General features: G+C 31.3%; 26 protein-coding genes, 3 pseudogenes and 1 other annotated feature. Of the genes and pseudogenes, 6 read left to right on the forward strand and 23 right to left on the reverse strand.

Annotated elements, in window-relative coordinates:
* The first annotated feature begins 122 nt into the window (after window positions 1-122).
* Window positions 123-1034 carry a LysR family transcriptional regulator gene (locus CLAU_RS04115; protein ID WP_013239515.1) on the forward strand — a complete coding sequence of 304 codons (912 nt, stop codon included), beginning with the start codon at window positions 123-125 and terminating at the stop codon, window positions 1032-1034.
* Window positions 1035-1049: 15 nt separating this feature from the next.
* On the opposite strand, the gene CLAU_RS04120 is transcribed toward CLAU_RS04115, so the two are convergent.
* From CLAU_RS04120 to CLAU_RS04175, 12 genes are all read right to left on the reverse strand, one after another.
* Entirely contained in the window at window positions 1050-1397 is a 348-nt protein-coding gene (locus tag CLAU_RS04120; RefSeq protein WP_029169982.1) for a DUF192 domain-containing protein, read from the reverse strand.
* A gap of 4 nt (window positions 1398-1401) precedes the next feature.
* Window positions 1402-2322, reverse strand: a complete 921-nt coding sequence (locus tag CLAU_RS04125; RefSeq protein WP_013239517.1) for a type II secretion system F family protein — start codon at window positions 2320-2322, stop codon at window positions 1402-1404.
* Window positions 2323-2338: 16 nt separating this feature from the next.
* Window positions 2339-3301 carry a type II secretion system F family protein gene (locus CLAU_RS04130; RefSeq protein WP_013239518.1) on the reverse strand — a complete coding sequence of 321 codons (963 nt, stop codon included), beginning with the start codon at window positions 3299-3301 and terminating at the stop codon, window positions 2339-2341.
* 49 nt (window positions 3302-3350) lie between these two features.
* Complete coding sequence (locus CLAU_RS04135) at window positions 3351-4679, reverse strand: TadA family conjugal transfer-associated ATPase (RefSeq protein ID WP_013239519.1); 1329 nt, start codon at window positions 4677-4679, stop codon at window positions 3351-3353.
* Between the two features lie 73 nt (window positions 4680-4752).
* Window positions 4753-5910 (reverse strand): CpaE/TadZ family protein, encoded by a 1158-nt coding sequence (locus tag CLAU_RS04140; protein ID WP_013239520.1) that lies wholly within the window; start codon window positions 5908-5910, stop codon window positions 4753-4755.
* A 12-nt stretch (window positions 5911-5922) separates the two neighbouring features.
* Entirely contained in the window at window positions 5923-6888 is a 966-nt protein-coding gene (gene cpaB, locus CLAU_RS04145; protein WP_013239521.1) for a Flp pilus assembly protein CpaB, read from the reverse strand.
* Between the two features lie 35 nt (window positions 6889-6923).
* A complete protein-coding gene (locus CLAU_RS04150) occupies window positions 6924-7817 on the reverse strand; it encodes a pilus assembly protein TadG-related protein (protein ID WP_013239522.1) in 894 nt (297 codons plus the stop codon).
* A gap of 12 nt (window positions 7818-7829) precedes the next feature.
* Window positions 7830-8249 (reverse strand): TadE/TadG family type IV pilus assembly protein, encoded by a 420-nt coding sequence (locus tag CLAU_RS04155; RefSeq protein WP_013239523.1) that lies wholly within the window; start codon window positions 8247-8249, stop codon window positions 7830-7832.
* A gap of 65 nt (window positions 8250-8314) precedes the next feature.
* Window positions 8315-8491, reverse strand: coding sequence for a Flp family type IVb pilin (locus CLAU_RS04160; protein ID WP_013239524.1), 177 nt, complete (start codon window positions 8489-8491; stop codon window positions 8315-8317).
* Between the two features lie 141 nt (window positions 8492-8632).
* Window positions 8633-9307: a response regulator gene (locus tag CLAU_RS04165; RefSeq protein ID WP_013239525.1), complete on the reverse strand. Its 675-nt coding sequence runs from the start codon at window positions 9305-9307 to the stop codon at window positions 8633-8635.
* Entirely contained in the window at window positions 9288-10472 is a 1185-nt protein-coding gene (locus tag CLAU_RS04170) for a sensor histidine kinase (RefSeq protein ID WP_242825680.1), read from the reverse strand. Before CLAU_RS04170 ends, CLAU_RS04165 begins: the two co-directional genes overlap by 20 nt.
* Before the next feature lie 40 nt (window positions 10473-10512).
* The gene (locus CLAU_RS04175; RefSeq protein ID WP_013239527.1) at window positions 10513-11109 is read right to left on the reverse strand and encodes a prepilin peptidase; all 597 of its coding nucleotides are present in this window, start codon (window positions 11107-11109) and stop codon (window positions 10513-10515) included.
* Between the two features lie 164 nt (window positions 11110-11273).
* Here CLAU_RS04175 and CLAU_RS04180 point away from each other — a divergent pair, with 164 nt between their 5' ends.
* From CLAU_RS04180 to CLAU_RS04190, 3 genes and pseudogenes are all read left to right on the forward strand, one after another.
* The gene (locus CLAU_RS04180; protein ID WP_013239528.1) at window positions 11274-11726 is read left to right on the forward strand and encodes a hypothetical protein; all 453 of its coding nucleotides are present in this window, start codon (window positions 11274-11276) and stop codon (window positions 11724-11726) included.
* 27 nt (window positions 11727-11753) lie between these two features.
* Window positions 11754-12182 (forward strand): ferritin family protein, encoded by a 429-nt coding sequence (locus CLAU_RS04185; protein ID WP_013239529.1) that lies wholly within the window; start codon window positions 11754-11756, stop codon window positions 12180-12182.
* Window positions 12183-12564: 382 nt separating this feature from the next.
* A pseudogene (locus CLAU_RS04190) lies at window positions 12565-12969 on the forward strand (transposase); the annotation flags it as partial.
* A 255-nt stretch (window positions 12970-13224) separates the two neighbouring features.
* Here CLAU_RS04190 and CLAU_RS21065 read toward each other — a convergent pair.
* From CLAU_RS21065 to CLAU_RS04210, 4 genes and pseudogenes are all read right to left on the reverse strand, one after another.
* Window positions 13225-13542, reverse strand: a pseudogene (locus tag CLAU_RS21065) (DUF1847 domain-containing protein).
* Between the two features lie 267 nt (window positions 13543-13809).
* The gene (locus tag CLAU_RS04200; protein ID WP_013239532.1) at window positions 13810-14544 is read right to left on the reverse strand and encodes an amino acid ABC transporter ATP-binding protein; all 735 of its coding nucleotides are present in this window, start codon (window positions 14542-14544) and stop codon (window positions 13810-13812) included.
* Window positions 14545-14569: 25 nt separating this feature from the next.
* Complete coding sequence (locus tag CLAU_RS04205; RefSeq protein ID WP_013239533.1) at window positions 14570-15235, reverse strand: amino acid ABC transporter permease; 666 nt, start codon at window positions 15233-15235, stop codon at window positions 14570-14572.
* Window positions 15236-15306: 71 nt separating this feature from the next.
* Entirely contained in the window at window positions 15307-16173 is an 867-nt protein-coding gene (locus tag CLAU_RS04210; RefSeq protein WP_013239534.1) for a transporter substrate-binding domain-containing protein, read from the reverse strand.
* 523 nt (window positions 16174-16696) lie between these two features.
* Here CLAU_RS04210 and CLAU_RS04215 point away from each other — a divergent pair.
* Complete coding sequence (locus CLAU_RS04215; RefSeq protein ID WP_156496164.1) at window positions 16697-16858, forward strand: hypothetical protein; 162 nt, start codon at window positions 16697-16699, stop codon at window positions 16856-16858.
* A gap of 150 nt (window positions 16859-17008) precedes the next feature.
* Here the strand turns inward: CLAU_RS04215 and CLAU_RS21070 are convergent.
* From CLAU_RS21070 to CLAU_RS04240, 5 genes and pseudogenes are all read right to left on the reverse strand, one after another.
* Window positions 17009-17189: pseudogene (locus tag CLAU_RS21070) on the reverse strand (IS1380 family transposase); the annotation flags it as partial.
* A 491-nt stretch (window positions 17190-17680) separates the two neighbouring features.
* Window positions 17681-18196 (reverse strand): tryptophan transporter, encoded by a 516-nt coding sequence (locus CLAU_RS04225; protein WP_013239538.1) that lies wholly within the window; start codon window positions 18194-18196, stop codon window positions 17681-17683.
* A 197-nt stretch (window positions 18197-18393) separates the two neighbouring features.
* Window positions 18394-18637 (reverse strand) — a binding site (T-box leader).
* Between the two features lie 59 nt (window positions 18638-18696).
* A complete protein-coding gene (locus CLAU_RS04230) occupies window positions 18697-19131 on the reverse strand; it encodes a CBS domain-containing protein (RefSeq protein ID WP_013239539.1) in 435 nt (144 codons plus the stop codon).
* Between the two features lie 136 nt (window positions 19132-19267).
* Entirely contained in the window at window positions 19268-19447 is a 180-nt protein-coding gene (locus CLAU_RS04235; protein ID WP_013239540.1) for a hypothetical protein, read from the reverse strand.
* 221 nt (window positions 19448-19668) lie between these two features.
* The gene (locus CLAU_RS04240; protein WP_013239541.1) at window positions 19669-20064 is read right to left on the reverse strand and encodes an HNH endonuclease; all 396 of its coding nucleotides are present in this window, start codon (window positions 20062-20064) and stop codon (window positions 19669-19671) included.
* Window positions 20065-20273: 209 nt separating this feature from the next.
* On the opposite strand from CLAU_RS04240, the gene cls reads away from it, so the two are divergent.
* The gene (cls, locus tag CLAU_RS04245; protein ID WP_013239542.1) at window positions 20274-21704 is read left to right on the forward strand and encodes a cardiolipin synthase; all 1431 of its coding nucleotides are present in this window, start codon (window positions 20274-20276) and stop codon (window positions 21702-21704) included.
* 81 nt (window positions 21705-21785) lie between these two features.
* Here the strand turns inward: cls and CLAU_RS04250 are convergent, their stop codons facing one another.
* Both CLAU_RS04250 and CLAU_RS04255 read right to left on the reverse strand, forming a co-directional pair.
* Window positions 21786-23786: a fructose-bisphosphatase class III gene (locus CLAU_RS04250; RefSeq protein WP_013239543.1), complete on the reverse strand. Its 2001-nt coding sequence runs from the start codon at window positions 23784-23786 to the stop codon at window positions 21786-21788.
* Between the two features lie 144 nt (window positions 23787-23930).
* Window positions 23931-25445, reverse strand: a complete 1515-nt coding sequence (locus CLAU_RS04255) for a phosphohexomutase domain-containing protein (RefSeq protein ID WP_013239544.1) — start codon at window positions 25443-25445, stop codon at window positions 23931-23933.
* Between the last annotated feature and the right edge of the window lie 461 nt (window positions 25446-25906).

Raw genomic sequence — 25906 nt, forward strand, 5'->3', positions numbered from 1 at the left:
TCTTAGTTACATTATAATTCATTATCTTCCATAATTCTAATACATCTTTTTATGATTATTGATAGTTTTTTTCTATGAATTATGGTATATTATTTTTAATGTATATTGGAGGTAGCCATAATATGAATTTAAATCAATTATACTATTTTAGAACTGTTGCAAAACTTGAACACTTTAGAAAAGCAGCATCTGAACTAAATATTTCTCAGCCAAGTTTAAGTAATTCAATGGCAAATTTAGAATCAGAACTTGGTCTTTGTTTATTTGAAAAGCAAGGTAGAAATGTCACACTGACAAAATATGGTCGTATATTTCTAAAAGATGTAGAAAGAATACTTAATGAATTGGAAAATGCCAAAAAAAAGATGCAGCAATTAGCCAGCGGTGATACAGGTCATGTTGACATTGCATATATTTCTCCACTAGCACATCATTACATTCCAAATACAGTACGTAACTTTTTAGATTTAGAAGATAACAAAAATGTTACTTTTACATTCAACCAAGGATTTACAAATGAACTTATTAAAGGTTTAAAAAGTGATAAATATGACTTGATTTTTTCATCTTATGTAGAAGAGGAACCAGATATAACTTTTGTTCCAATTATTGAACAAGAGCTATTTGTTATAGTTCCACTAAACCACCCACTTGGTAAACTTAATAATATTGATCTTGTTGATATCAAATCTTATCCTTTAGTGGGATATGACAGAGATTCTGGTCTTGGAAAATTTATTTCTAACTTACTGAGGAGCATAAACATAAAACCTAAAATAATTTGTGAAGCTGCAGATGAATATGCAATTACTGCACTAGTTTCTGCAGGCTTTGGCATATCTATCATAGCAGAAGCACCTGCATTAAAACATGCAAAAATAAAAAAATTAAAAATTACTAATCCCAAATACTCTAGGAAAATTTACCTTGCTTATAAGAAAAATAGAATTTTTCCTCCTGCTGTTCATAACTTTATTTCATACATAAAAAAGAAAAGTATCATTGAAGGCATGAAGCTTTATTCTGAATCGTAAAAAAATTGCATTCTTTTACTTTATGTAAATTTTTTTACGAATCTCTATTAACTTTCCTTCTTCAACATTTTTAAATGTTCCAGTGCTTCCTTCTATAACCATTTTAGCTTTTCCCTGGGGCATTATAATCTTCCCTGGTTTCAGGTCTTCTACTTTTTTTATCACTTTCATGTCCTCACTTACAAACAAAACATCAATAGAGAATTTCATAAAGAATGTATGAATGCTGTTACAAGGCTTAATCAAAATTCCCTCATGATGTGGTTTTTTCCGAAACATAAACCCTAAAAATCTTTTAACAAAACTATCCGCTATAAATATTTCAGCTATAACCTTTGACTCATACACTAAAATCTTGACCACATTATCACCTCTTAGCAAATATAGTAATCATCCTTATAACAGCAGGACCTAATATAATTATAAATATGGTAGGAAAAATAAAAAAGATTAATGGAAAAAGCATTTTAATAGGAGCCTTCATGGCCTTTTCTCTAGACACCTGTCTCCTATGTTCTCTCAAATTTGCAGATTCAATTCTGAGCACTTTGCTTAAACTTACTCCCAATTCATCTGCCTGGATTAAGGAACTAATAAACATGGAAAGTTCCTTTACATCACAACGTTCACTCATATTCTTAAGGGCGGCTTTTCGCTCTATTCCCATAGTAATTTCTTTAAGACTCTTTGCAAATTCGTCACAAAGTTCTCCCCTTATATTACTTATAACTCTAGCTATAGCACCATCAAAGGACAAACCTGCCTCAACACTAACTGTAATTAAATCTAAAGTATAAGGTAAGTCCTTTAAAATTTTGTTTTTTCTATTTTGAATTCTTCTTGATAGATAAAAATTAAAGAAGACATTAATAGTTATCACTACAAGTATTGTAAAAACAATAACTTTCATTATATTAAAATCAACCATTAGCACCAGTACTCCTAGAATTGTAGAAAAAATCAAGATAATCATGCTCTTTTTAAGTATCCATTTTTGAACAGTGCTATTTTTTAAAACTCCTGCTCTTTCTAACTTTTTGTTAAGCATTACAATTTTTTGATGAGGCGTTATTCTAAGCAAAACCTTACTAAAGTTTTCATAAAAGGGCATTATCATTCTTTCTGAAAAAGTCTTATTCTCAATTTCTTCTTCTTTCAACTTATCCAGCTCATTAAGCTCTGTAAATCTCTTTTTAATTTTTATTTTGTCACTGTTTATAGCTGTTAGTATTCCATAGAAAAGAAAGAAAATTGATAAAAAGAAGATAAAAAATGCAAAATAAAGCATGTACCTCTCTCCTTTCTCACATATCTATATTAATAATTTTTCTTATTATTAATAATCCAAGAAACTCACTTAAGACAGCAGCCGCTACCATAATTAAGCCAATAGAAGTTGTAAATAGCAAAAGTATATACTCCTTGTTAAAAAGATAAATCGTTACTCCTAAAAAAATAGGTATAAGCATTAAAATAATGCCTGATAATCTTCCCTGAGCTGTCAGTGTTTTTAGCTCACTTTTTATCTTTTGTCTTTCCCTTATAGTTTCCGATATATTATCAAGTACTTCAGATAAATTTCCTCCTATATCTTTCTGTATTAAAATAACATTCACTATAAGTCTGAGATCTTCTGATTCAACTCTACTAAGCAAATTTTTTAAAGCATCTTCTTCAGAAATCCCAAGACTCATCTCTTTGAGTAATTTCTTAAATTCCTTTGAAAAAGGATCACTGGTTTCTTCTGATACTACAGCTATAGCTTGTAAGAAAGAATATCCTGCTTTTAAGGAGTTTGAAATTATAGTTATACCCTCATTTAATTCACTGTCAAAGTGCTTTATTCTATCTTTTTTCCTCTTTCTTATTATAAATTGGGGAACGTTCCATATTAGAATGTAAATTAAAATGATAATAAAATAATTTTTAAAAACTGCAAATGCAAGAAAAGCAAAAGCAGAGGAAAATAGTATTTTTATAACTAGAAGTTCCTCTACAGTAATAGATAAATCTGCCTTCATAAGTTCAATCTCAAGCTTTTTATCTTTCTTTTTATTTAACCAGATCTTAGGAATTAAAGTTGATAGAGTTTTTAATATGCTTATCCTGTCCTTCTTATTATCTTTATACTTTTGGGAAATAGCATAATCTTCATCAAAATATTTAAGCTTACGAATAGGCTTATCTTTACTAAATAAGGCAATTAATACAGTGCTTATAAAAAGCCACACCATTAAAAATATCGCTGTTACTATAACATATATCATAAGCCCTCCTCCTTGATTTTGCTTTAGGCATTTGAAAGAAAATAAGAAGTTATCTCAAAATATCTGGTGGTACATTTATACCTTTCTCCTTAAGCTTCTGTACAAATTTGGGCATAATACCTGTAGAAACAAATTCTCCTCTTACTTTTCCCCTATTATCAACGCCCTTTTGCTCAAACTTAAATATATCCTGAAGTATAATTACATCCCCCTCCATGCCTTGAACCTCCGTTATATAAGTGATTTTTCTACTTCCATCCATGAGCCTTGATTGCTGAACTATTATATCAATAGCAGAAGCCACCTGATCTCTGATAGCCTTAATTGGAAGATTCATTCCCGACATAAGCACCATGGTTTCAATTCTAGATAACATATCTCTTGGTGAATTAGCATGACCTGTTGTAAGAGATCCATCATGGCCAGTATTCATAGCTTGCAGCATATCCAAAGCTTCTCCAGAACGAACCTCACCTACAATAATTCTGTCAGGACGCATTCTTAAACTATTTCTAACTAAATCCCTTATAGTAATTTCCCCTTTTCCTTCTACATTTGCCGGTCTCGTCTCAAGCCTCACCACATGCTCCTGAGAAAGCTGAAGCTCTGCTGCATCCTCAATAGTCACTATGCGTTCATTCTCAGGTATAAATGATGAAAGAACATTTAACGTAGTAGTTTTACCACTTCCTGTACCACCTGAAACAACTATATTTAATCTTCCTTCTACACAATATTTTATAAGTTTTGCCATGCTTTGAGTCATTGTTCCAAAGCTAACCAAATCCTCTACTTTAAATGGATCTTCTGCAAATTTTCTAATAGTGATAGAGGGACCATCAATGGCTAAGGGAGATATTATAGCATTTACTCTAGAGCCATTAGGGAGCCTAGCATCTACCATAGGTGAACTTTCATCTATTCTCCTTCCAATTGGTGCTACAATTTTTTTTATAACATGAAGTACGTGATTATCATCTTTAAACTTGGCATCTGTAAGCACCAGCTTTCCGTTTTTTTCAATATATACATGCTCTGGACCATTAACCATAATTTCAGTAACGCTATTATCTGAAAGCAATCCTGTAATCGGACCAAATCCTATAATTTCATTTAACAGCTCTTCTTTTATTTTTTTCTTATGATTATTGGTCATATTTAGTGATTCCATTTCAATATGCTTGGTGACAATATAATCAATTTTTTGCTTTAGTTCCTGATTATGTTCAGAAATTTCATCAAAATCTATATCAAGTTCTTCGATTACCCTATTTTGAATTTTCATCTTCAATTCATAATAAGGATCTATTTCTTCCCTAACAGATTTATTGGCTTTTTTATCTACATTTATTTCTTCCAGTCTTTTCATAAGAGACATAGTAATTCCTCCTACTTAAGTCTTAAAAAAATAACAAGTCAAATATTCTTCCCATAGTGACTTGTTATTTCTTTCAAAATGCCTTAATCAAGCTCTTACACATTTCATCCAGTGCCTTTCCTACTTTTAATTTATAGTATTTGTCATCATGACATAAAGGAATCCCTTTATTTACTGAAACAATAACAGTCTTTTCTTCATCTGGTATAAATGCAAAGACACCATCCTTAAAAGCCTCCTCCACTTCTTTTTTGTTTATTCCATACTTTACATTAAATCTATTTATAACAAGCTTAACTTTGTCTTTATCATATCCAACGGATTCCATAACTTTAAGACCCAATTTAGTATTCTTAAGAGCCATAATCTCCATAGTTGACACCATAAGTATTTTTTGTGCCATATCTAAAATATAAAGGGTACTATCATTAAAATTAATACCTGTGTCTACAACAATTACGTCGTATTCCTTTCTTACATCCTTCATTATTTTCTCAATAGTTTCTTTTGTTATATATTCCGCTGCTTCTGGTTTTTGAGGAGCAAAGAATATATCAAGATTATTATTATATTTATATAAATAAGGTTTTATATTTTCATAAGAATCTATTTGTCCATCCTCCACTGCATCTAGAATAGTCTTTTCATTATACTTATTAACCAACATGGATATATCCCCAAACTGCAAATCCATGTCCATAAGGAGTACTTTTTTATCGGATTCCTTACTTAAAACAATAGCTGTATTAACCGCTAAAACTGATTTTCCCACACCACCTTTAGAACTAAAGAAAGCTATAGTTTTTGCATCTTTCACTTTTTCTGCACTTCCTGTAAGCTTTACCTGTCGTTCCCTGCACTTTTCATAAGTTGTTGTTATAGTCTCAATTAAGGTGTTATAGTTAAAAGGTTTTATTATATATTCTTTAGCACCATGAAACATTGCCTTTTTTAAATACTCACTTTCAGCCTGAACAGACATAATGATTACCATTACAGAAGGGTACTCCGTGGTTATTTTTTCAGTAGCTTCTAAGCCATTTAAAACAGGCATATTAATATCCATCAAAACCACATCAGGCTTTACCTTTGGTATAATTTTGAATACTTCTTCACCATTATCCGCTTCTCCTACAACTTCAATATTTTCTTTATCTAACTTCAATATTTTTTTTATTACATTTCTAGTTTCTTCAATATCATCTGCAATTAGCACTTTGATCTTATTCATTGTTTCATCCCCCTACTGCCCGAGTATTGGAATTTTAATTGTCTCACCAGTTAATATTAAATTCTCATCCTGTATATTATTTGCTTCTTTTATAGCTGTATATTTATCTTCATTTTCATAAACTTTCCTACTAATACTTTTTAAAGTATCCCCAGGTTCCACTGTATAACTTTTATAATTTTCACTACTTGTAATATTTAAATTATTTTCTTTATTGAAGGTCTTTTCATCCGTATTAACAGACATATCTTCCCATGTAGTTCCATTTGTTTGTGTAGTTATTTCATCTTTTAATGGTCTAAGAGCTAGCTTGATGCTTCCTATACTTTGAGCAAGTACTACCTTTTCCAAATCTGATACTTTAACTGATAGGGTTACTAAAAAATTTGTTGGTGCTTTTCCATTATCACTGCTTTTATTACTATTACTTTCTTTATTGTCTCTGCTTATCTGTTTATCTACTGCTAATACCTGAATGTTCTGTAATACAATTTTTGCTTCATCTGGTCTAACTACTTTTATTCCATCTCTTTTTTCAGATGTATACACAATGATATCCACATAATCTTTTGGTTTTAACAATCCTGAAACTCCTGAATCACCTGTGACACTAATGGAAATTGCTCTATAATCATTATCTATTTTTAAGTTAAGTTCATCTCCACCTTTCTCCAAAAGTTTATCAATATGAAACCCTTCATTTTTTGAAATTGTTTCAGTTGTATATTTTCCAGCAATTTTCGAAGAATCCTTAATATAGTTATCAAAAATAGGATTGTAAGGCACCTGTATCTTTTTTATCATTTTCTTATCTATAAGGGTTCCTGGAGATATTGTCTCAGCTGCTACTAAAATCGTTGTTTTTTTAGCTGCTTCACTTGACGATTTCAAAGATTGTAAATATGCAAAAGCAGCCACTGCAGCTATTAGTGCTAAAATAAAAGATATCAATATCAATTTTTGTCCTCTGCCTTTCATCACTATCCTCCTTCATCCCATATTAGTAATTCTATTTATTTTGATAATTTTGCACCATATAACCCTGTGTCATTTAAATTTGTATCAACCGGACAATTTAAAACAAATCTAACAAACCTTCCTTTAACTTCTATTTTCCCTGAATTATTAGTTACATTCTCTACATAAAACGCTGCAAATCCTACTACTAATACTGACTTTTGTCCACTTACAGCTAAAGAATCTACTAAGGGCATTATCCACAGCCTTATGGAATCTCTAGGAAAGTTATCAAAAGTGCTGTGTTCAGAGTTGATATAATTTTTTATATCATTACAAGCTCCTGCCATATTACCCGGTTCAGTATCTATATAATCGCCTACTGATATTGTTCCACTGTAACCATACAGTGCATTTGCTCTAAAAACACTTCCACCAGACCCACCAAGCGAAACTGCACCATAATTTCCTGAATATCCATCTCCTGCATCTTCTTTAAGTGTTACTAAGTCCCCATACGAAAATTTATATACTTCTACAGCAAAAGGCCTTATCCCACCTGTTACTGATTTTGCAGGTGCAACCACAGCCTTTGTCTTAGCCTTTATATTGCTGCTGTTTATTCCTATTATTTGAGCAAACAGGTGTTTTACATTTTTAACTTCTTCTATTTGAATGCTCTTATGATCTGCACCAACAGTTATTAGAGCTAGACTTGGATCTACATTATTTTTTTGAAGATAATCTACAGCTGCAGTCCTTGCCCTCACCTCATTATCAGGTAATTCAAGTGCAGCTGCTAAGGCCCCTGAGTCGATTGCATTTGTTAACTTTGTCTTTTCAATATAAATCATACCTATATCAAGTACGTAAGCAGTAAAGCCAAGCAATGCGGTAATGAGTAAACAGGAAATAATGGCAACATTTCCTCTATCATTTAACTTTCTCATTTATATCTCTCCTCACTCAACCCTCATAGTTGTCTGCCCATTTAATACTATTACATTATTAAAAAGACTACTTATAATTGGAACAGTGAGATTATATTTATAAGTTACTTTTACAATAAGGCTATCTCCGGATCTTCTGCTACTTTCACTAGGAGTTATAGTTACTGTTAAATTCTTAGGATCTAAATTAGGAGAAGTAGTTACAATTAAATATTGAATTTCCTGATCAGTGCTGCCTATAATTCCTGCCCTTGCACCTTCTCTCGATGCATTTTCAATAGTAATGTAGGAATTTATCACCATTCCAAATTGAACTATTCCCATTACAATTAATAGAAGGATTGGAAGGATTATTGCAAATTCAACTAAAGCCTGCCCCTTTTCATTCTTTAAGTTTTTCAATATAACCACTTCCTTTTGATTAGTTTTCAAAATACTCTAACCACCTTTTTGTGATTAGAGTATTTTGGAAAAACCTCAGCAGAACTTTTTCTATTTTATTGAAGGGCATTTATTATATCCTGAAATTTTGCAGAAATCGCTGGTCCAAGTAGTACCAATACGGCAATAACTACTATTGCTACAAGTCCTATTATTAGTGCATACTCAACCATACCTTGTCCTTTTTCTTCTTTTAACTTATTTAAGGCATATCCTTTAAATTTTTGCAGCATATTATTCATCCCCTTTAAATTTATTTTTCTATTGATTTTATTATAAATCTACCATTTTTAACTTGGCAGATTTCAAAAGTCACATATCATAGGTAAAAAAGTCAGAAAAAAATAGAGACCAAAGTCCCTATTTTTATACGATTAAGTTTCATATTTACTTCTATAATATTCATCAATATTATTTTCTATTGCAACAATTGCGGCGTGAACCCTATCGTCTACATTTATCTTCTTAAAAAGATTTGTAGCATAATTTTTAACTGTCTTTTCAGAAATATATAATTGTTTTCCAATTTCTTTGTTGCTATATCCTTTTGAAATTTTACTAAGCACTTCAATTTCCCTTTTTGAGAGATTATCTAAAATATTAGATGCTTTCTTTGCCTTAATCTTTATATCAGAAAAAAGTGTGGAAACCAAAGACTTATCAATGTATTTTTCACCCTTATATACTCTTCTAATTGCTTCTGCAATATCTGTTCCAGCTGAATCCTTAAGCATGTAGCCATCTGCTCCAATACTTATAGCCGTATTAAGGGTCTTTCTATCATCTTCAACAGTTAACATTATAACCTTAATTTTATTGTCCTTATCCTTTATGCTTTTAAGAACCTGAATGCCATCCATAATAGGCATATGGCAATCCAATACAATAACATCTAACTCATGATATTTTAAAAATTCCAGAGCCTTCTCTCCATTTTCCGCCTCACATACAATATCCATATCACTTTCAAAACTTATAATTCTTTTTAAACCATGCCTTATTATATCATGATCATCAGCAATTAATATTCTAATCACCTTGTTCTTCATCCTTTATCACCTCTCGATTAATAGGAAGCTTAACAGTATAAGTTGTGCCTACTTTCTCAGAGGATTTGATTTCAATTTCTCCCTGAAGTTGCTTTACTCTATCTAAAATTCCAATAAGCCCATAGGAAGCTCCTTTGGTCTTTACCCTCTTTAAAGTCTCTTCTACATTAAAGCCAACACCATCATCATTTATTATTAACATTAAATACTTTGTACCAAAATCCATTCTTACATTTGCATGCTTTGCTTTAGAATGTTTTCTGATATTATTAAATATTTCTTGAACAATTCTATATACTGCTACTTGAATAATAGGTTCTATTTCCATTTTGATTGGCTTCATTTTTATCTTTACATCAATATTTGACTCTTTGAAAATAGCATTTGCTGTTTGATCTATAGTTTGGCTTAAACCTAAATCATCCAAAGACATAGGCCTTAAATCAAAAATAATACTTCGAACTTCTTTTAATGCCACCTTAACACTTTCCTTTAAATCTTCTAACTCCTTAAGTCCCTCTTCCAAATTCTTTTCAATAACCATCTTGCATATATCTACTTTCATAACTGCATTAGCCATATGTTGAGCTGGCCCATCATGAATATCCCTTGCAATTCTTTTTCTTTCACTTTCCTGAGCTTCTAAAATTTTTATACCAATAAACATCTCAGAATTCTTGTCTGATCCTTCTAAAGCAGAAAGAACATCCCCTTCTAAATAACCCATAGCAATACTTATTTGATTAATTATCCTTTCACCATTTTCAATATTATCCATTATCTTTTTTATGGTTATTTCCAGGCTATCTCTTTCTTTTCTCAATGACTTTTCTTCATTTATTTTCGTATAAAACTTAATTCTCATATCAGATGCTGCTTCATAAGCTTTCTTAATATCATCTTCAGTATACTTATTAAAGTTTGCAGATACATGAGCCAATCTTCTTCTAGCAGCCTTATCCTGTTCTTCCAATTCGTCAACTTCATCTATAACACTAGCAATATCTTTTTTAACTTTATCTAGTTTAAGCTTTAAATCTTCGTGATCTTTTCTTATATAATCAACAATACTGAGCACTTGCCCTCTACTTGAACTTATCTCATCTATTACATTTTTGATTATTTTATTAATAGCGTTAACATCCAAGTTTATATTATTCATCATATTCTCCCTTCATTTAAAGTACAACCAAACCAAATTAAATTCACATGAAAACTAATAGTGAAATAAAACTTCCTAGTGATAAAAATGGACCAAAGGGAATATAATCTTTAGTTCCTTTTACTTTAAATAATATTAAAATAATTCCAACTATCGAAGATAGGACAAAGGCTAAAAAAATTGCCCACAAGGTTTTCTTTAATCCTAAAAAAGATCCAATAGCAAACATAAGCTTTATATCTCCACCACCCATAACATTAGGAACAAGGGATAATAAAAACATTGTTCCTCCTCCAAATATCATTCCAAGTATTGTATCTATAAATGAACTCCTAATGAAAAAAGGAAGCATTATTCCCATAATCAAAGTTATAATCACCATAAAATCAGGTATAATTCTATAGTTAAGATCAATAAAAGAAATTATAATTAAAATTAATATCATCACTATTGCCTTAGCGAGTATAATAGTAAACCCTAATCGTAAAAATGAAACTTCAAAGCATAGACTACAAATAATAGGTATAAAAATACTCCCGGTTTTTTTATCGTTTTTAACAATATTATATGAGATACTTTCTATTACAGTATTTAATAACATTCCTATAATGAAACCTATAGCAAAAATTAATATGTACATACTTCCCTCTTAAATAAAATTATTATTTTCTTTATTATTTGCATTGGAGGAAATATTATTATAAGTTATATTTTAACTTGAGTTTTTTGGAAAATTTAAGTTAACCTCTTTACAACTAATAATAAATATTATATAATTATTATTATAAAGGGAGATGATATAATATGGAAACTGATATAGATTTTAATTCCTTAATAACATCCATGGAAACCTGTTGTTTAGGGAAGGAAAACTGCGGAGGTAAGTGCGATACTTCCAATTGCATTATAGGATATTGTAAAAAAAATCTACTTGCTTGTCTTAAATCTAATGAACAATTTCTAGAAAATGAAATAGAAAACATTCCTTTATTTGATACAAAAGTTTTTGATGAATCCTCTGTAATAGATACTGTTGGCTTTATACTAAATCAATGTAAAAATTGTAACGCATATCATGATGAAGATTGCATAATAAATATTTTAAGAAGTGCCTGCGAAGTAATTTTATTTGGAAACCCAAAAGATTATAATGGCAGTGTGCTCCTATACTTAAATGATATAAAATTAGACAATTCAAAAGTAGCAGATAAAATACAGGAATCTTATTTATCTCATAAAAATATAACAAAAAATTAATTATTAAAAAAAAGGAAGGGTATTAATATGGAAGATGTAAAATTATCTTATGAAACAACTTTAGGAGATACTAAGGGAACTAATTTAGAAAGGTCTGTAAAACAAACTTTTAATGGTGAAACCAAGGAAGCAGGATTATATACTGCCATAGCACGCCAGGCCCAAAGGCAGGGATATGGCGATATTGCCGAAATACTAAAAGTCCTTGCAAAAGAAGAAGTAGAGCACGCTGCAACTTGTGCAGAATTGAACAATATGATAACAAATGATTGCTTTGAAGATATAAAACAAATGCTAGAAGGAGAAATTTTTGCAAACAATGCAAAACATGAGGATGCTCTAAAAGCAGAAGAACAAAAAATAGATGCAGCAAAAGAATTTTTCAATTCAGCTTCAAAAGATGAAGGACGCCATGCACGAATACTGGAAGGAATATTAAAAAAATATAACAAATAATATTAAATTAATAGTTACCTAAGTTTTGTACAAACAAAACTTTAGTATTTTCCATATTGTAGTTTCCAAAAAATAAATAGTAGGATAATACCACGCCTTAAAGTATAATTTTCTTTGCAGAGAAAAATTAAGAAAGGCAGGTATTATCCTATGAATAATTTTACCTTTACTCAAGACAATTGTAAAGAAGAAACTACTTCCACTTGGCTAATTACAGTAATGCAGTTTGGTTTAAAAATCAACTTATTTAGCGTGAGTTCGATGAGTTAAATGGAAATATTTAAGGTATAAAAAACCCCACCAAAATGTTTTATTATTGTAAGTGATAAAACAAACAAAACTAAAACAAAGGGATGGGATTTTATGCAAAATTTCAATAAAAGGTGAAATTTTATCATTCTACTTAACCCCTGGAAATGTAGATGATAGAAATTTAGATGTTATAAAAAACCTAACAAAGGATTTATTTGGAAAATTACTTGGAGATAGAGGCTATTTATCGCAGAAAATTTCAGATATTCTATATCCAAAAGGTATACACTTGATAACAAAATTGAGAAAAAATATGAAAAATAAACTAATGTTAATGGAAGATAAAATTCTTCTTAGGAAAAGAGCAGTAATTGAAACAATAAATGACCATTTGAAAAATATATGTCAAATAGAACACAGCAGACACAGGAGTGTCAGCAATTTTATGGTTAATACAGTTTCAGGTTTAATAGCATACAGCTTTCTTCCTAAGAAACCATCCCTAAAATTAGACAAATACGTTGCTATAGCTTAATTTAAGCCATCTGGAATAATATGATAATGTTATCCATAAATAGCATCAAATTTTCGAACTCACGTTAAGTTAATAAACATCCATCTTATCAACGCTATGGCTTCCCTTGTTAGATACAACTCTATCATATTCTTGCCACATGTTCCCTCTAGCAAGAATACGTTCAAGAGTACCATATCCAAACATCAGCTTCCTTCAGATTCTGCCTCACGGCAGACACCCTTGCCCTCAGCCAGGTATATAGCTGCAAGCGGGTTATGTCCTGGTTACACGATCTTTAACTGCAAGGACAGTTGCAGGTTTCTCCATGTATTTAAGCATCAGAGTATCGTGCCCCACACAAAGCCCAAGCAATATGTTAAACTCAGTTTCCTGCTCGTTCATAAGAAGTGCCTATCCTATGGGGTTGCACTTGCTTTCCCTTGCACAGCCTGACACCGTTTCATCATCCCTTATCCCCATAAAGCTCTTTGGAACATCACCATTCTTACATATTATTGAAATCACCTCAAAGCCATTATGAGTCAATATCCTGTCAACTTCCTTGGTTTCACTGTAAAGACCAATACACAATATAAGACCTATTCTCTAGTAACCAGCCTTATTCATGAACAGCATTATCTCCTCCATGCGAGTAAAAGACGTCCATAGTCCTCCGCCTCTACAAGTGCAGCATTATATAGGGTATTTTATGGTTCTCCTCATCCTTGTATAGCTCTTTTTGCTTTCCTCTGTATCTCCCCATTTTTGCTCGGACAGTCCTCCATGGTCTTCATCATATCATGCATTTTACATCCATGAAGGATACATTCTGCACAACCTATGCATAATATCCTCCTCCTATACTGAAATAGACCCCACGAACCTCTGTATTCTTGGGTTGCTGCTATTAAATATCTCTTCGGGAGTTCCTTCCTGAACAATAAATCCATTTTCCATAAACACTATACGGTCTGACACCTCTCTGGCAAACCTCATCTCATGGGTTACAATTAAAAGCGTCATTGTATGTGTTGAGGCCAGGGATCTTATAACCTCCAGCACCTCATTTACCAGCTCCGGATCAAGGGAGGAGGTAGGCTCATCAAACAGCATAACCTCAGGTTTTACTGCCATGGCACGTCCTATTCCTACACGCTGCTGCTGTCCTCCTGACATATGTGACGGATACACATTCCTTTTATCTTTAAGCCCCACAGAGGTCAGAATCTCCATAGCCTTAGCCTCTGCTTCCTTTACATTCATACCCTGGCATTTTATCATTGGCTCCATTATATTCTGAAGGGCAGTTTTGTTCTTAAACAGATTATAGTTCTGGAATACCATTGCGGTCTTCCTTCTTAAGGCATAAACGTCCTTATGCTTATGATGCCATCCACTAAGTGTCACGTCTCCTATAGTAATAGTACCATCTGTAGGTTTTTCAAGGTAGTTGATACACCGCAGCAGTGTAGATTTTCCTGTTCCAGATGGTCCAATAATAGCTACTACCTGTCCTTTTTCAACAGTTAAATCGATTCCCTTTAATACCTCTAGAGAATCAAATTTTTTCTTTAAACCTTTAATCTTTAACATAATATTACCTCATTTTTCTATTCTGTTAATAGGCTTTATTCATGTGCCTCTCCAGCCTGGACTGAAGATAGGATATGGAAGAAAGTATTATCCAGTATATAATCAGCACTGCCATATATCCCTCCAGATAACGGAAGGATACATTAGCCTCATTTTTGCAATAAGCTATCATGTCCTTCAAGCCCACAATAAAGCAAAGAGAGGTAGATTTGAATAGATTTGCAAAGCTGTTCATCATGCCTGGTATAGCCACTCTTACTGCCTGTGGAATAATAATACGATATACAGTCTGCCAAGAGCTAAGCCCTATAGATATGCCAGCCTCAAACTGACCCTTATCGACTGATGTTATAGCTCCTCTTATATCCTCACTCATATAGGCTGCAAAGCTCAAAGAAAGCACTATTATTGTCGCCCAGAAGCTGGGCATATTCTTTACTAGTTTTGATACCTGTGCAATACCATAATAAAAAACAAACAGCTGTGCAATAAATGGAGTGCTCCTAAAAAAGGATACGAACACAGTGGAAAGCTGCTTAAGCATAGGTATGTTATAATAGCGAAAGGCCGCAATTACAAAGCCTAGTATAACTGAAAAAAACAGCGATGCTCCTGCCACCTCAACAGTTATAGGCAATCCCCTAAGAATAACGGGAAACATAGAAAAAAAATATTCAATATTAAAGTCCATGGCATGTCTCCTTAATTGAAAAGTTATATTACAGCAGGTGTCTCTCAAATAGGGGCATCTGACAAATATACTTATTTATTCTTATTGTAGTATTCCTTTGCAGCATTAGTCTGCATAACATCATATTTAAACCACTTCTCACACAATTTTTTGTGGGTTCCATCTTTAATCATGTCATTTAAGGCTCCGTTTACCAGCTTGAGCAGCTTAGTACCACGTTCCGTACGTGCAAATGGATAACCATTTACCTCAGTATAGATAGGATGTGCTGTATCAACAGCCTTTAAATTCCAGTTAGGATTTTTTTGTATCAGGTAAGGTATCAGCAGATATGCATAAGGCATTGCATCTATACGTCCAGACACAACCTCCTGTGGAATTGTAGAAAAAGATTCATATGTAGTTTTCTTTACCTTGTTGTTAGGATCAAGTTTAGTGACAAACTCGTTCATTGCACTTCCATCAGCAAGACCTATAGTCTTTCCTGCCATGTCCTTCCAGCTGGTTATGTTGGTATTATCGCCTTTTACCATAAGGCAGTAAGGGCTGAAGAAGTATGGGGTTGTAAAGTCATATTTCTCCTTACGGGCAGGTGTTATACTTATCTGTTTCGCTACCGTATCCACATGCCCTGTTCCCAAATCTCCAAAGGCGGAAGCTACATCCTCCTGTACAAATTTTACCTTGTAGCCTATACGTTTAGCAATTTCATTCCACATGTCTATCTCAAAGCCTGACCAGGTCTTTGATGATTCATTATACACTGTAAAGCCAAGATAATCTCCAGAGGTAGCAACATTAATAGTCTTGTCCTCCTTTTTATTTTCTGATGCGGTATTTTTTTCCCCTGTGCTGCTACATCCAGCTAGCATTGCTATCATGGTTACAACACAAAGAAGTAATGTAACAATTTTTTTCATAAGATGCCTCCATTTCATTAATTTAATAATTCCCAATATTCTCCCTAATTAATACTATTTTATATATAATAAATTAAAATGTAAAATAGTAATTTCGAATTTATCCAGCATGAACTATAATCAAATTCTATAAATTGCATTATTATCTTTTATAAGCTATTGTACATATAATTAAGCATGCTTATATAGAAAATGAGACAATGAACAGGGAAATAGTATTTGTAGATCGTAGGAATACAGACTGCAATAAGTGGGATAATCTAGAGGCAACGTTTGGAGAAGCGAATCTGCAAGGCATGTGGATAGCAGATATGGACTTTAAGGTTACCAGATGCATAACAAAAAGGCCTTAGAGAAATATCTGAAGTTGGGAGTGTTTGGATACTATAAGGTTCCAGTCTCCTATCAGAAAGTCTTTATGAAATGGGAGCAAAAATATCATAATTATAAGGTAAACCAAGAGTGGCTGCGTTTTTCCCCAGGAGTAGTGCCTGCCATAAACTAGTTTGTACAGATTATGCCAAGGCCACAGGATGGCATAATGGTACAGACTTCGATTTATTATCATCCTTTTATGGACGCTGTAAAAAACAATGGGAGAAAGCTTGTGTGCAGCGGTCTGGTAAACACAAACAGTGTATACACCATAGATTTTGATAAATTTGAAAAAGAAATTACAGGCAATAAGGTGATATTATGGTAAAACAAAGTAGTAAAAAAATCAATAAGTTTTGGCTTGGTAATGTTAGTGAAAAAATTGCAGGTGCTTTAGAAAGTGTAATTCAGCAGGTTGATATAGAATTTCCAAAAGATAAAAGCAGGTGGTTGTCCCAATACAAATATAGGAAGAGAAAAAGGACATCAAAGCATTATAGCATTTATTGCCATATTTCTTGGGGTGTATCCTTTCATATCTCCTTCTTGATTACCTTCAACATTTTCTACAGTACTATCTATATCAATAGTAATTGTTTTTAACTTGCTTGCTTTTAATATTTTTTGAAAATCGAAAAATTTATGTTTCTTAACATTTGCACTCCAATTTTAATTCTATCAAGTTAAATTAAGTCGTTAGATCCTTTGGCTTTCTCGGCAGCTTCAGTTAAAATATTAGAGATACTTCCTGCAGATATATGAATATCAAATATATTTTCAAGATGTGCTTGAATATCTTCAATGCTTCCATTGCATTCAACATCACAACTTACTATAATTCTTCTAATTGTTTTTTTATCTATATTAATTGATGCGTAATTATCTTTATTTATAGCATTATAATAATGTATGGTATGTTCAACCTCCTTTAAAACTTTTAGTTTTATTTAGAGGTTGAGCTTTTTTTATGTTTTTTCTACTATGAAATCCATTGGGTATTTGTTAGATAATAGATTTCATAGTAGAACTAATTTGTTTGAAGTTAATGTAAAATTACTTTTCTTCTTCAATTGGTTAATTTTCTGTTTTTTCATCCATATTATTATAAATAAAAATGTCCATCATATTTGAACTACGCCCTTAATCTAGTTTATACTTGTCTTATAGCTCCTCTTTTTAAAGCTACATTTATTATATTAAATAAAATTGCTCCTGCTATGGTATTTATAACTGCAGCAGGTAAAACTACAGATAAGAACAATGCTGTAAAACTTGTCTTTAATCCTACTGTAAGCAATACTACCATTAAGAATGTGGAACCACTTATAATTGTACCTACAGCAGTAACTAATAAAATAGTTATTTGATTGTTTATCCTATCTCTAAGAGGTTTTATAAGCACAAACATTATGTTTATAGTTACAAATTTGTCTATTACATTTGCAAATTGCCCCCCAGGGAAAGTAGTAGTTGCAGCTGCAAGAATACCTGCTACAATACCTGCACAGAGACAAGTTTTATATTCTTTGTTAAACATAAGTATTATAAAAAGCATTGCAAGAGAAAGATCAGGTTTCATTCCAAGTATAAGTGGTGGTGCAATCTGATGCAGCACTGCACCTATAGCAAGTAGTATAGAATTTATAATCATCTTTTTTAAGTTCATATTTACACTCTCCTTAAATCTAAATTTGAATATTCCCTATAATCTGAATATTCTTTAAATTAAAAATACAACTGATATTATTACAATTATCTATAAATAAATTTTTCCTACTTTTCTTTCACAACATAGCATACACCACCTATACTTCTTTCTAACAAACTTTATTTTTTAATAAAATAAAAAAACTCCATCCTAAAAACTAGGACGGAGATATCCGCGGTACCACCTAAATTATACTTTAAAAAAGTATCTCTTTTTCAGACACTAACATGTCCTATCCATTATAACGTATGGAATACGTTAACCACTACTCTTCGCTCTGCGAATTTCAATTTACTCCTCTTAGGTCCATTCACAACACACAATAGTATTGAGATCCCACCATTCTCAACTCTCTGTAACTTTAATAATATTGCTACTATTCCTCGTCAAAGGATTTATTTTTAAATTAAGTATATGTTATCACTTATTCTTCTTCATGTCAATAAGTATTTTCACTTTTATTTAGCACCATAAGCTGGGTTAGCATTTTCATTAAATATTTGTCTGTAACAATAGTTTATTATATCACTTCTTTTTATGATCCCTATAAATATGTCCTTATCATCTATTACAGGTACAAAATTTTGATTTACCGCAAGTGATACCAAGTCTTCCATGTTAGAATTAATTTTCACTGGTTTATTATGCATACGCCTAGAAATTTGTTTCAACAATACTTTACTGGTATTTTTAAAATTCAAATCTGGAGTATTTTTTAGTTTCCACAACAAATCACCTTCTGTCAGAGTTCCCACATACTTACCGCAGCTATCAATTAGTGGAATTGCTGTATATCTATGCCTTTCCATTCTTTCCAGTGCCTGTCTCATAGTTGAATTTGGAGTTTCACAAACAACTTCCTCTTTAGGTGTTAGAAAAAATGCTATATTCATATGTCCTTCTACTCCTTAATACTTTTATTTTAAATATACTATTTAAATTTGAAATTACACAATCCTAGAATCAAAGAACTTAGTTACAAGGTCAATTATTAATCTTAAGAAGAAATAATAATTGACCCTCACAATACTACCTTGAACATTCAGCCTCTACTTGAAGCAACTTTTTAAGTACTTCCTCTATATCATCTTCTAATTTTTCATCAATTTCAACATTATCGTTCTTTACAGCTTCTATAGTAAGTTTTAGCCCCTTAGTTATATTACTTATTTCCTCCAACGTTAACAGCATAAGTATATTCTCTTTCATGTTAATAACCCCCTTATCTAACTTAATCTTTTTTAGAAAGCGACTTACATCCATTATCCCTTTTAATATATTTCGTAAAACTTAAGTTAATATAAAGCGTTTATCGAGAGATAATTTTTATTAAAAAATCTATATTTATAATAAATGACAAGTTTTTATACTTACTCACTTATCTCTAGATATTTAACAGTATGAAACATCTATTTCAAAAGGCTGTGTTATTAAAAGTTTCCTATAAAATCATAATATTCTTGAAGCATGTATTCTGTGTATTTCTTTTTTCCCATTAATCTATATATAACATCAAAACTTCTGTATCCTTCTTTATATAATTTATATTCTTTTAGAAGTTTTTTTAACATTCCTTTATTTATTTGTAGGAGATTGACTAATTCATCCAACGTATAAAACTCTTTGTAAAGCAACTTTTCAAGCTTTTGCTGCATTTCCACTTTATACAACAAGTCCAATTTTCTATTCTTGTGAGGTCCACTCTTTCCTCTATGATGTTCTGAACAAAGATATTTAAAGTTCAAAGGGAAATCCACTCCTCCCTGAGATCTATAAACTATATGATGCTTATCCGCTGGTTTACCACATATTTGGCATTTTAACAATTTATTCCCTCCTAATTATATTATAGTGGATTTTTATTATATTTTATATTATTATTATAGCACAGGTTTTATCGTATTACACTTATAAAAAATTATAAAAATGTTATAAGTTTCATATAAAAAGTGTATATTATCTACCTATAAAAATCAAACTATTACTATAGATAATTTACCAATTAACATAGAATTTAATAGGGAGCCATCTTTTTATGCGAAATATTTTTTACTCGATTTTTGTAATAAATGCCATATTGTCCATAGCTGTTATAATGTTGGAAAGAAAAAATCCCGAAAAAACAATTGCATGGCTGTTAATTTTTATAGTTATGCCTCCTTTTGGTTTAATAGCTTACATATTTTTGGGACGAAATTGGAAAAAGCATAAACTTAACAATGAAACAAATGTAAATATAAAAGAATTAATATCTGAAGCTATTAAAAATATAAAAGATACTACTTATGCCCCTTTAATAGAACTTCTTTCTAAAAACAGTGAATCGCCATTATTTACAAACAATTCTATAAAGATCTTCAAAAGCGGAGTTGAAAAATTCAAATATCTTAAAAGGGAATTGCTAAATGCAAAACATCATATTCATATGGAATATTACATAATAAAAAGTGATGAAATTGGAAATGAAATAAAAGATATATTGATAAAAAAATGTTTAAGTGGTGTAGACGTACGTCTCATACTGGATAGAGTAGGTTGTATAGGCCTTGATAAAAAGTATATAAGTGATTTGAAAAGTGCTGGAGTTAACGTGGTCCAATATTCTTACTTTCTAGCACCAATTTTGAAGTACATAAACACCCAGATAAACTATAGAAATCACAGAAAAATAGTAGTTATTGATGGAAAAGTAGGTTTTGTAGGTGGAATAAATATAGGAAATGAATATATAGGAAAGAGTAAATACGGGTATTGGAGAGATACTCATATAATGGTAAAAGGTGATTTTGTTTTGGGACTTCAGGCAGTCTTCGTAGATGACTTTGTTACAATAAAATCTGCTAACAAAGAATATTTCTTTTATGACGGAAACTTCAAGGAAATTTTTCCTGAAATTTCATCAGGCAGAAACAGCAATAAAATAATGCAGCTTGTAAAGAGTGGTCCAGATTCTGAATTTCCTGCTATTGAACAAGCCATTTTAAAGATGATTAGCATGGCAAAGGATCATATTTACATTACAACTCCTTACTTCATACCTACTGAAAGTATATTAAATGCACTTAAAATAGCCTCTTTAAGCGGTATAGACGTACGTATACTATTTCCTGGAAGATATGATCATATATTAGTGTACTATGCTTCAAGAACCTATCTAGCAGATTTAGCTAAAAGTGATGTTAAGGTTTATTTCTATAACAAAAATTGTTTCATTCACTCTAAAACCACATCTATAGATGGTAAAATATGTACCATAGGTACTGCTAATATGGATATAAGAAGCTATCAATTAAATTATGAAATAAATGCTATGATATATGATGAGGATACCACAATGGAACTTGAAGATTTGTTTTTTCATGATCTTAAAAACAGTAAGATAGCTAGTTCTAAATACTTTGATAATTTATCTCTTTTTACTAAATCTTTTGAAGCTTTTTGCAAAATATTTTCTTCATTGTTATAGCCTAAAATTTAAAAACATATATACTCATCAAAAGGGCTGATACACTAATTAATTAGCGTAACAAAGCCCTTATTGACAATTTCACTCAATTTGATTGTTATCTTCTTTAATTAATCCCTTCCTATATGCTATTAAAAGCTTTTCCAAATCAGCTATCTGTTTTGTCAGATCTTTTCCTATGTCTGTATCTTCTACCCTTTTTCTTTTAGTTACATGTTCCAAAATCACCGTAGAAGATAAAATATCTTTGTCCTCTTCTATAGCATTTTTTATAGCACCAAACGGTTCGTGAGAAGTGAGCAGCAATCCATAAGAATTATATATTAGAGTATACCCTGCTATTCCGGTTTCAGGCTGATATGCTTTGCAAAATCCTCCATCTATTACAAGTAATCTTCCGTTTGCCTTTATAGGACTTTCCCCTTCCTTAGTTTTTACTGGAATATGACCATTTATAATGTGAGAACTTTCAGGTGGCAAATTAAATTCTGCCAGTATATTCTTGCACACATTCTCATCATCCCTATATTGGTAATAATAATTCTTCTTTTCATAGTGTGCTATCTTATCATCAATAAAATATCTTTCAAAAGTTGTCATTCTAACTTTTCCAAACACAGGTGAATCCTCTCCACACCACATATACCACATCATATCCATACCATATTTTTTACTATTAGTATTATTTTTAAAGAAAAAAGCATCTCTCGCTAAACGGTCATACCTATCTAAAAGTTCTCTGCCGCTGTAGCTTATTTTTCCTATTTTCACTTCTCTAAAACTACCATCTTTATTCAATGGAATACACCCGTGGTATAAAAGATTTGAATTATATACCAAGTATATACTCCCTTTACCATATAAGAATTTAATATGTCTTTGAAGTTTCTCACTGTTTACAAAAGAACTAGTCAACTTTTCAATTAACTCTTGTTCCCTATCTGTAAGTTTATATGGGTCATTCCAATCTATAGTAGGAAACTTGCTATCATTTAACTTATAATTATGACCATATATATCTATTTCCCATTTTTCTATATCTATTTTATCAAGTAGAAGTCTATCATCCATCTTAAATTCAGGATGCCTTTTTATTATTTCTGCCTCTAATTTAAATTGCATTATAGCTATAGCCTTGTGCATTTTTGCCAGTAAATTAAGTTCATTTTTACTTATATCCTTGTTTAAAGTCTTAGGAATAAAATTCTTACAAGGATCATCTTTATAGAATTCAAGGGCAAAAGTAGCAAGCGGAAGTAAGTTTATTCCATATCCATCTTCAATAGTATGCAAATTAGCATATCTAAGTGATATTCTGAGCACATTAGCTATACAAGCTTCGCAGCCAGCTGCCGCTCCCATCCAGAGCATATCATGATTTCCCCATTGAATATCCACAGAATGATGTTTCATAAGAGCATCCATTATAATTTCAGCTCCTGGTCCCCTGTCATATATATCCCCAATTATATGAAGTCTGTCTACAACTAACCTCTGTATTACATTTGAAATAGCTATGATGAATTCAGGTGCACGATTTATATCTATTATAGTTTTTATTATACCGTTATAATACGCTTGTTTATCTACCTTATCATCCTGGTCGTGAAGCAGTTCTTCTATTATATATGAAAAATCTGATGGAAGTGCTTTTCTCACTTTAGAGCGAGTATATTTTGAAGATACATTCTTACACAATTCAATTAATTGATATAAACTTATTCTATACCATTCTTCCAAATTGTGTTCTTTTTCCTTAATTAATTCTATTTTTCTCTCAGGGTAATATACAAGGGTTGCCAGTGATGCCTTCTGTTCTTCTCTCAATGAATTTCCAAACACATCATCAATTTTCCTCTTTATTACACCAGATGCATTTCTAAGCATATGGGTAAAGGATTCATATTCTCCATGAATGTCACTTATAAAGTGTTCTGTAGCTTTTGGTAAATTCAATATAGCCTGAAGATTTATAATTTCCGTACTGGCACTAGATATTGTGGGATATTCTCTAGATAATAATTGAAGATATCTTAAATCTTTTTCTATTATATCTAAATTATTCTCATCATAGAAAATCATGGTCATTTTCTCCTTTTTAATATATACAATTTATTTAATTTGTAAAAGCAATAATGATATACTATATAATATATTATAGTATATCATTATTAACATGTATAGTACAAATTGCATATTTAGTATAGCATATAATAACACATTTTCCTATTTAAAACTACTAATATCAAGTTCATTATAGTTTATTAAAAAATTCTTTAAATTATCCATAATCACTTTTATTCCCTCTTTGGAATCCGACTCTATATTCAAACACAATACTGGTTCATGAAGAGAAATCCTAAGAAGGAACCATCCATCTCCATTAAGTTTATTACAATTTACCCTAACTCCTTCATAATTATTAGGTGCTTCATTCCATCCATTGATTTTTTCTACATATTTCTTTAAATCACCCAGTATTCTATATCCATAGTCTTTAAAACTACTGTTTAAAATATCAAATCTAAACTCTAAACTTTCAGGTGAAATTTTTAAACTTTTTATTAAGTCCTCTATACTTTTACCTTGTTTATGAAGTTTAGCCATTTTTACTAGTATTTTAGATATCAAATAAGCTCCATCATCTAAAAAGTAATTTTCTTTAAGTGCTGCATGTCCTGAAGTTTCAATAGCCAAGTAGCATTTTTCACCCTGCTCATTTAGCCTTATTCCCTCATTTATTACGTTTCTATAACCTCTTTTGAATCTATGATGTTTTCCACCTAAATTTTCAATAAATTCACTTAATCCATTTGAAGTTACAGAATCAGTTACTATAGTACTGCCTGGATGCTCTTCTAAAATTATAGAAGATATTAAAGCTATTAGGGAATTCCTATTTATCTCCATGCCTCCAGCATCTACAATAGCTGCCCTATCTACATCTGCATCAAATACTATGCCAAGATCTGCTTTATTTTCAAGTACTGCCTTTCTAATAGAATCCATGGCTTCTTTTGCTTCAGGATTAGGAATATGATTTGGAAATCTTCCATCTGGATTAATAAACTGACTTCCTTCAACTTCTGCACCTAACTTTTTTAAAACTTTACTTGCAAAAAATCCCCCTGCTCCATTGCCTGCATCCACAATAATCTTAAACTTGGAAAGAGGCATTTCGTAATCTTCATTTGAATTTATACCTTTCCTAATTTTTTCAACTAATAAATTTGAATATGTGTCAATGAAGTCAACTTTAGAAATTTCTCCTTTATACGAAGGGTATTTTAAGTCTTTCTCCACTGCACTATCTAATATGTATTTTATATCCTCTTTTTCACATCCACCATTTTCAGTGAAAAACTTTAATCCATTGTGATAATAAGGCAAATGGCTTGCAGTTATCATAATAGATCCATCGCATTTATAATTTCCCAGTACAGTAGTCATAAACATAGCTGGGGTAGTACAAAGTCCGCAGTCATATACGCTGCACCCCAAATTTACAAGTTCATTTAAAATAACTTCTTTAATTTCAGGTCCTGACAGTCTTGAATCCATGCCTACTGCAATTTTTATTTTTCCTTTTCTTATATTTTTTTTGTCTTTAAGCCATTTTATAAAACCACCTGCTATGGCTTTTACTTCTACAGCAGTCAAATTAACTTTCTTTTCCGGATTTTCAATTGCAATTCCTCTTATATCAGTACCATTTTGCAATTTATGTAATTCTTCTATCATGTTCTTCCCCCTGTTTTTCTAAAGTTTATATGTAAATTCCTAAATAAAATATTTTTCAAGTTAGAAATATCACATATATATCCTAAGTAAAATTTGATCTTATACTCATAAATATACTGAAGTATGTTCCAACTTAGGATCTCCATATTAATTATATAATAAATGTTTTCCTATAGGTACAATTTATATTCATTTTATCCGATTGCTACTATTGCTAACCCCATCTTTTTCAAAATGGGTGATAAGCACTGCTACGCACCTGGATAAGTTCTTCCCCTAAAGGATAACGTATTCTAAGTGCTAAAGACACTAAGAATACTGTTAATAAGGTTCAAGATGGAGAAAAAGTATTCCTTATAAGCAAACTCCACCTGAACCTAAGAATCACTTGATAATTGATCTTACATATGGAAGTAAAAGTATACTAAAATATACATGATGAATGCAAATATTCTAACAAG

The organism is Clostridium autoethanogenum DSM 10061 (assembly GCF_001484725.1).
Taxonomy (GTDB): Bacteria; Bacillota; Clostridia; order Clostridiales; family Clostridiaceae; genus Clostridium_B; species Clostridium_B ljungdahlii.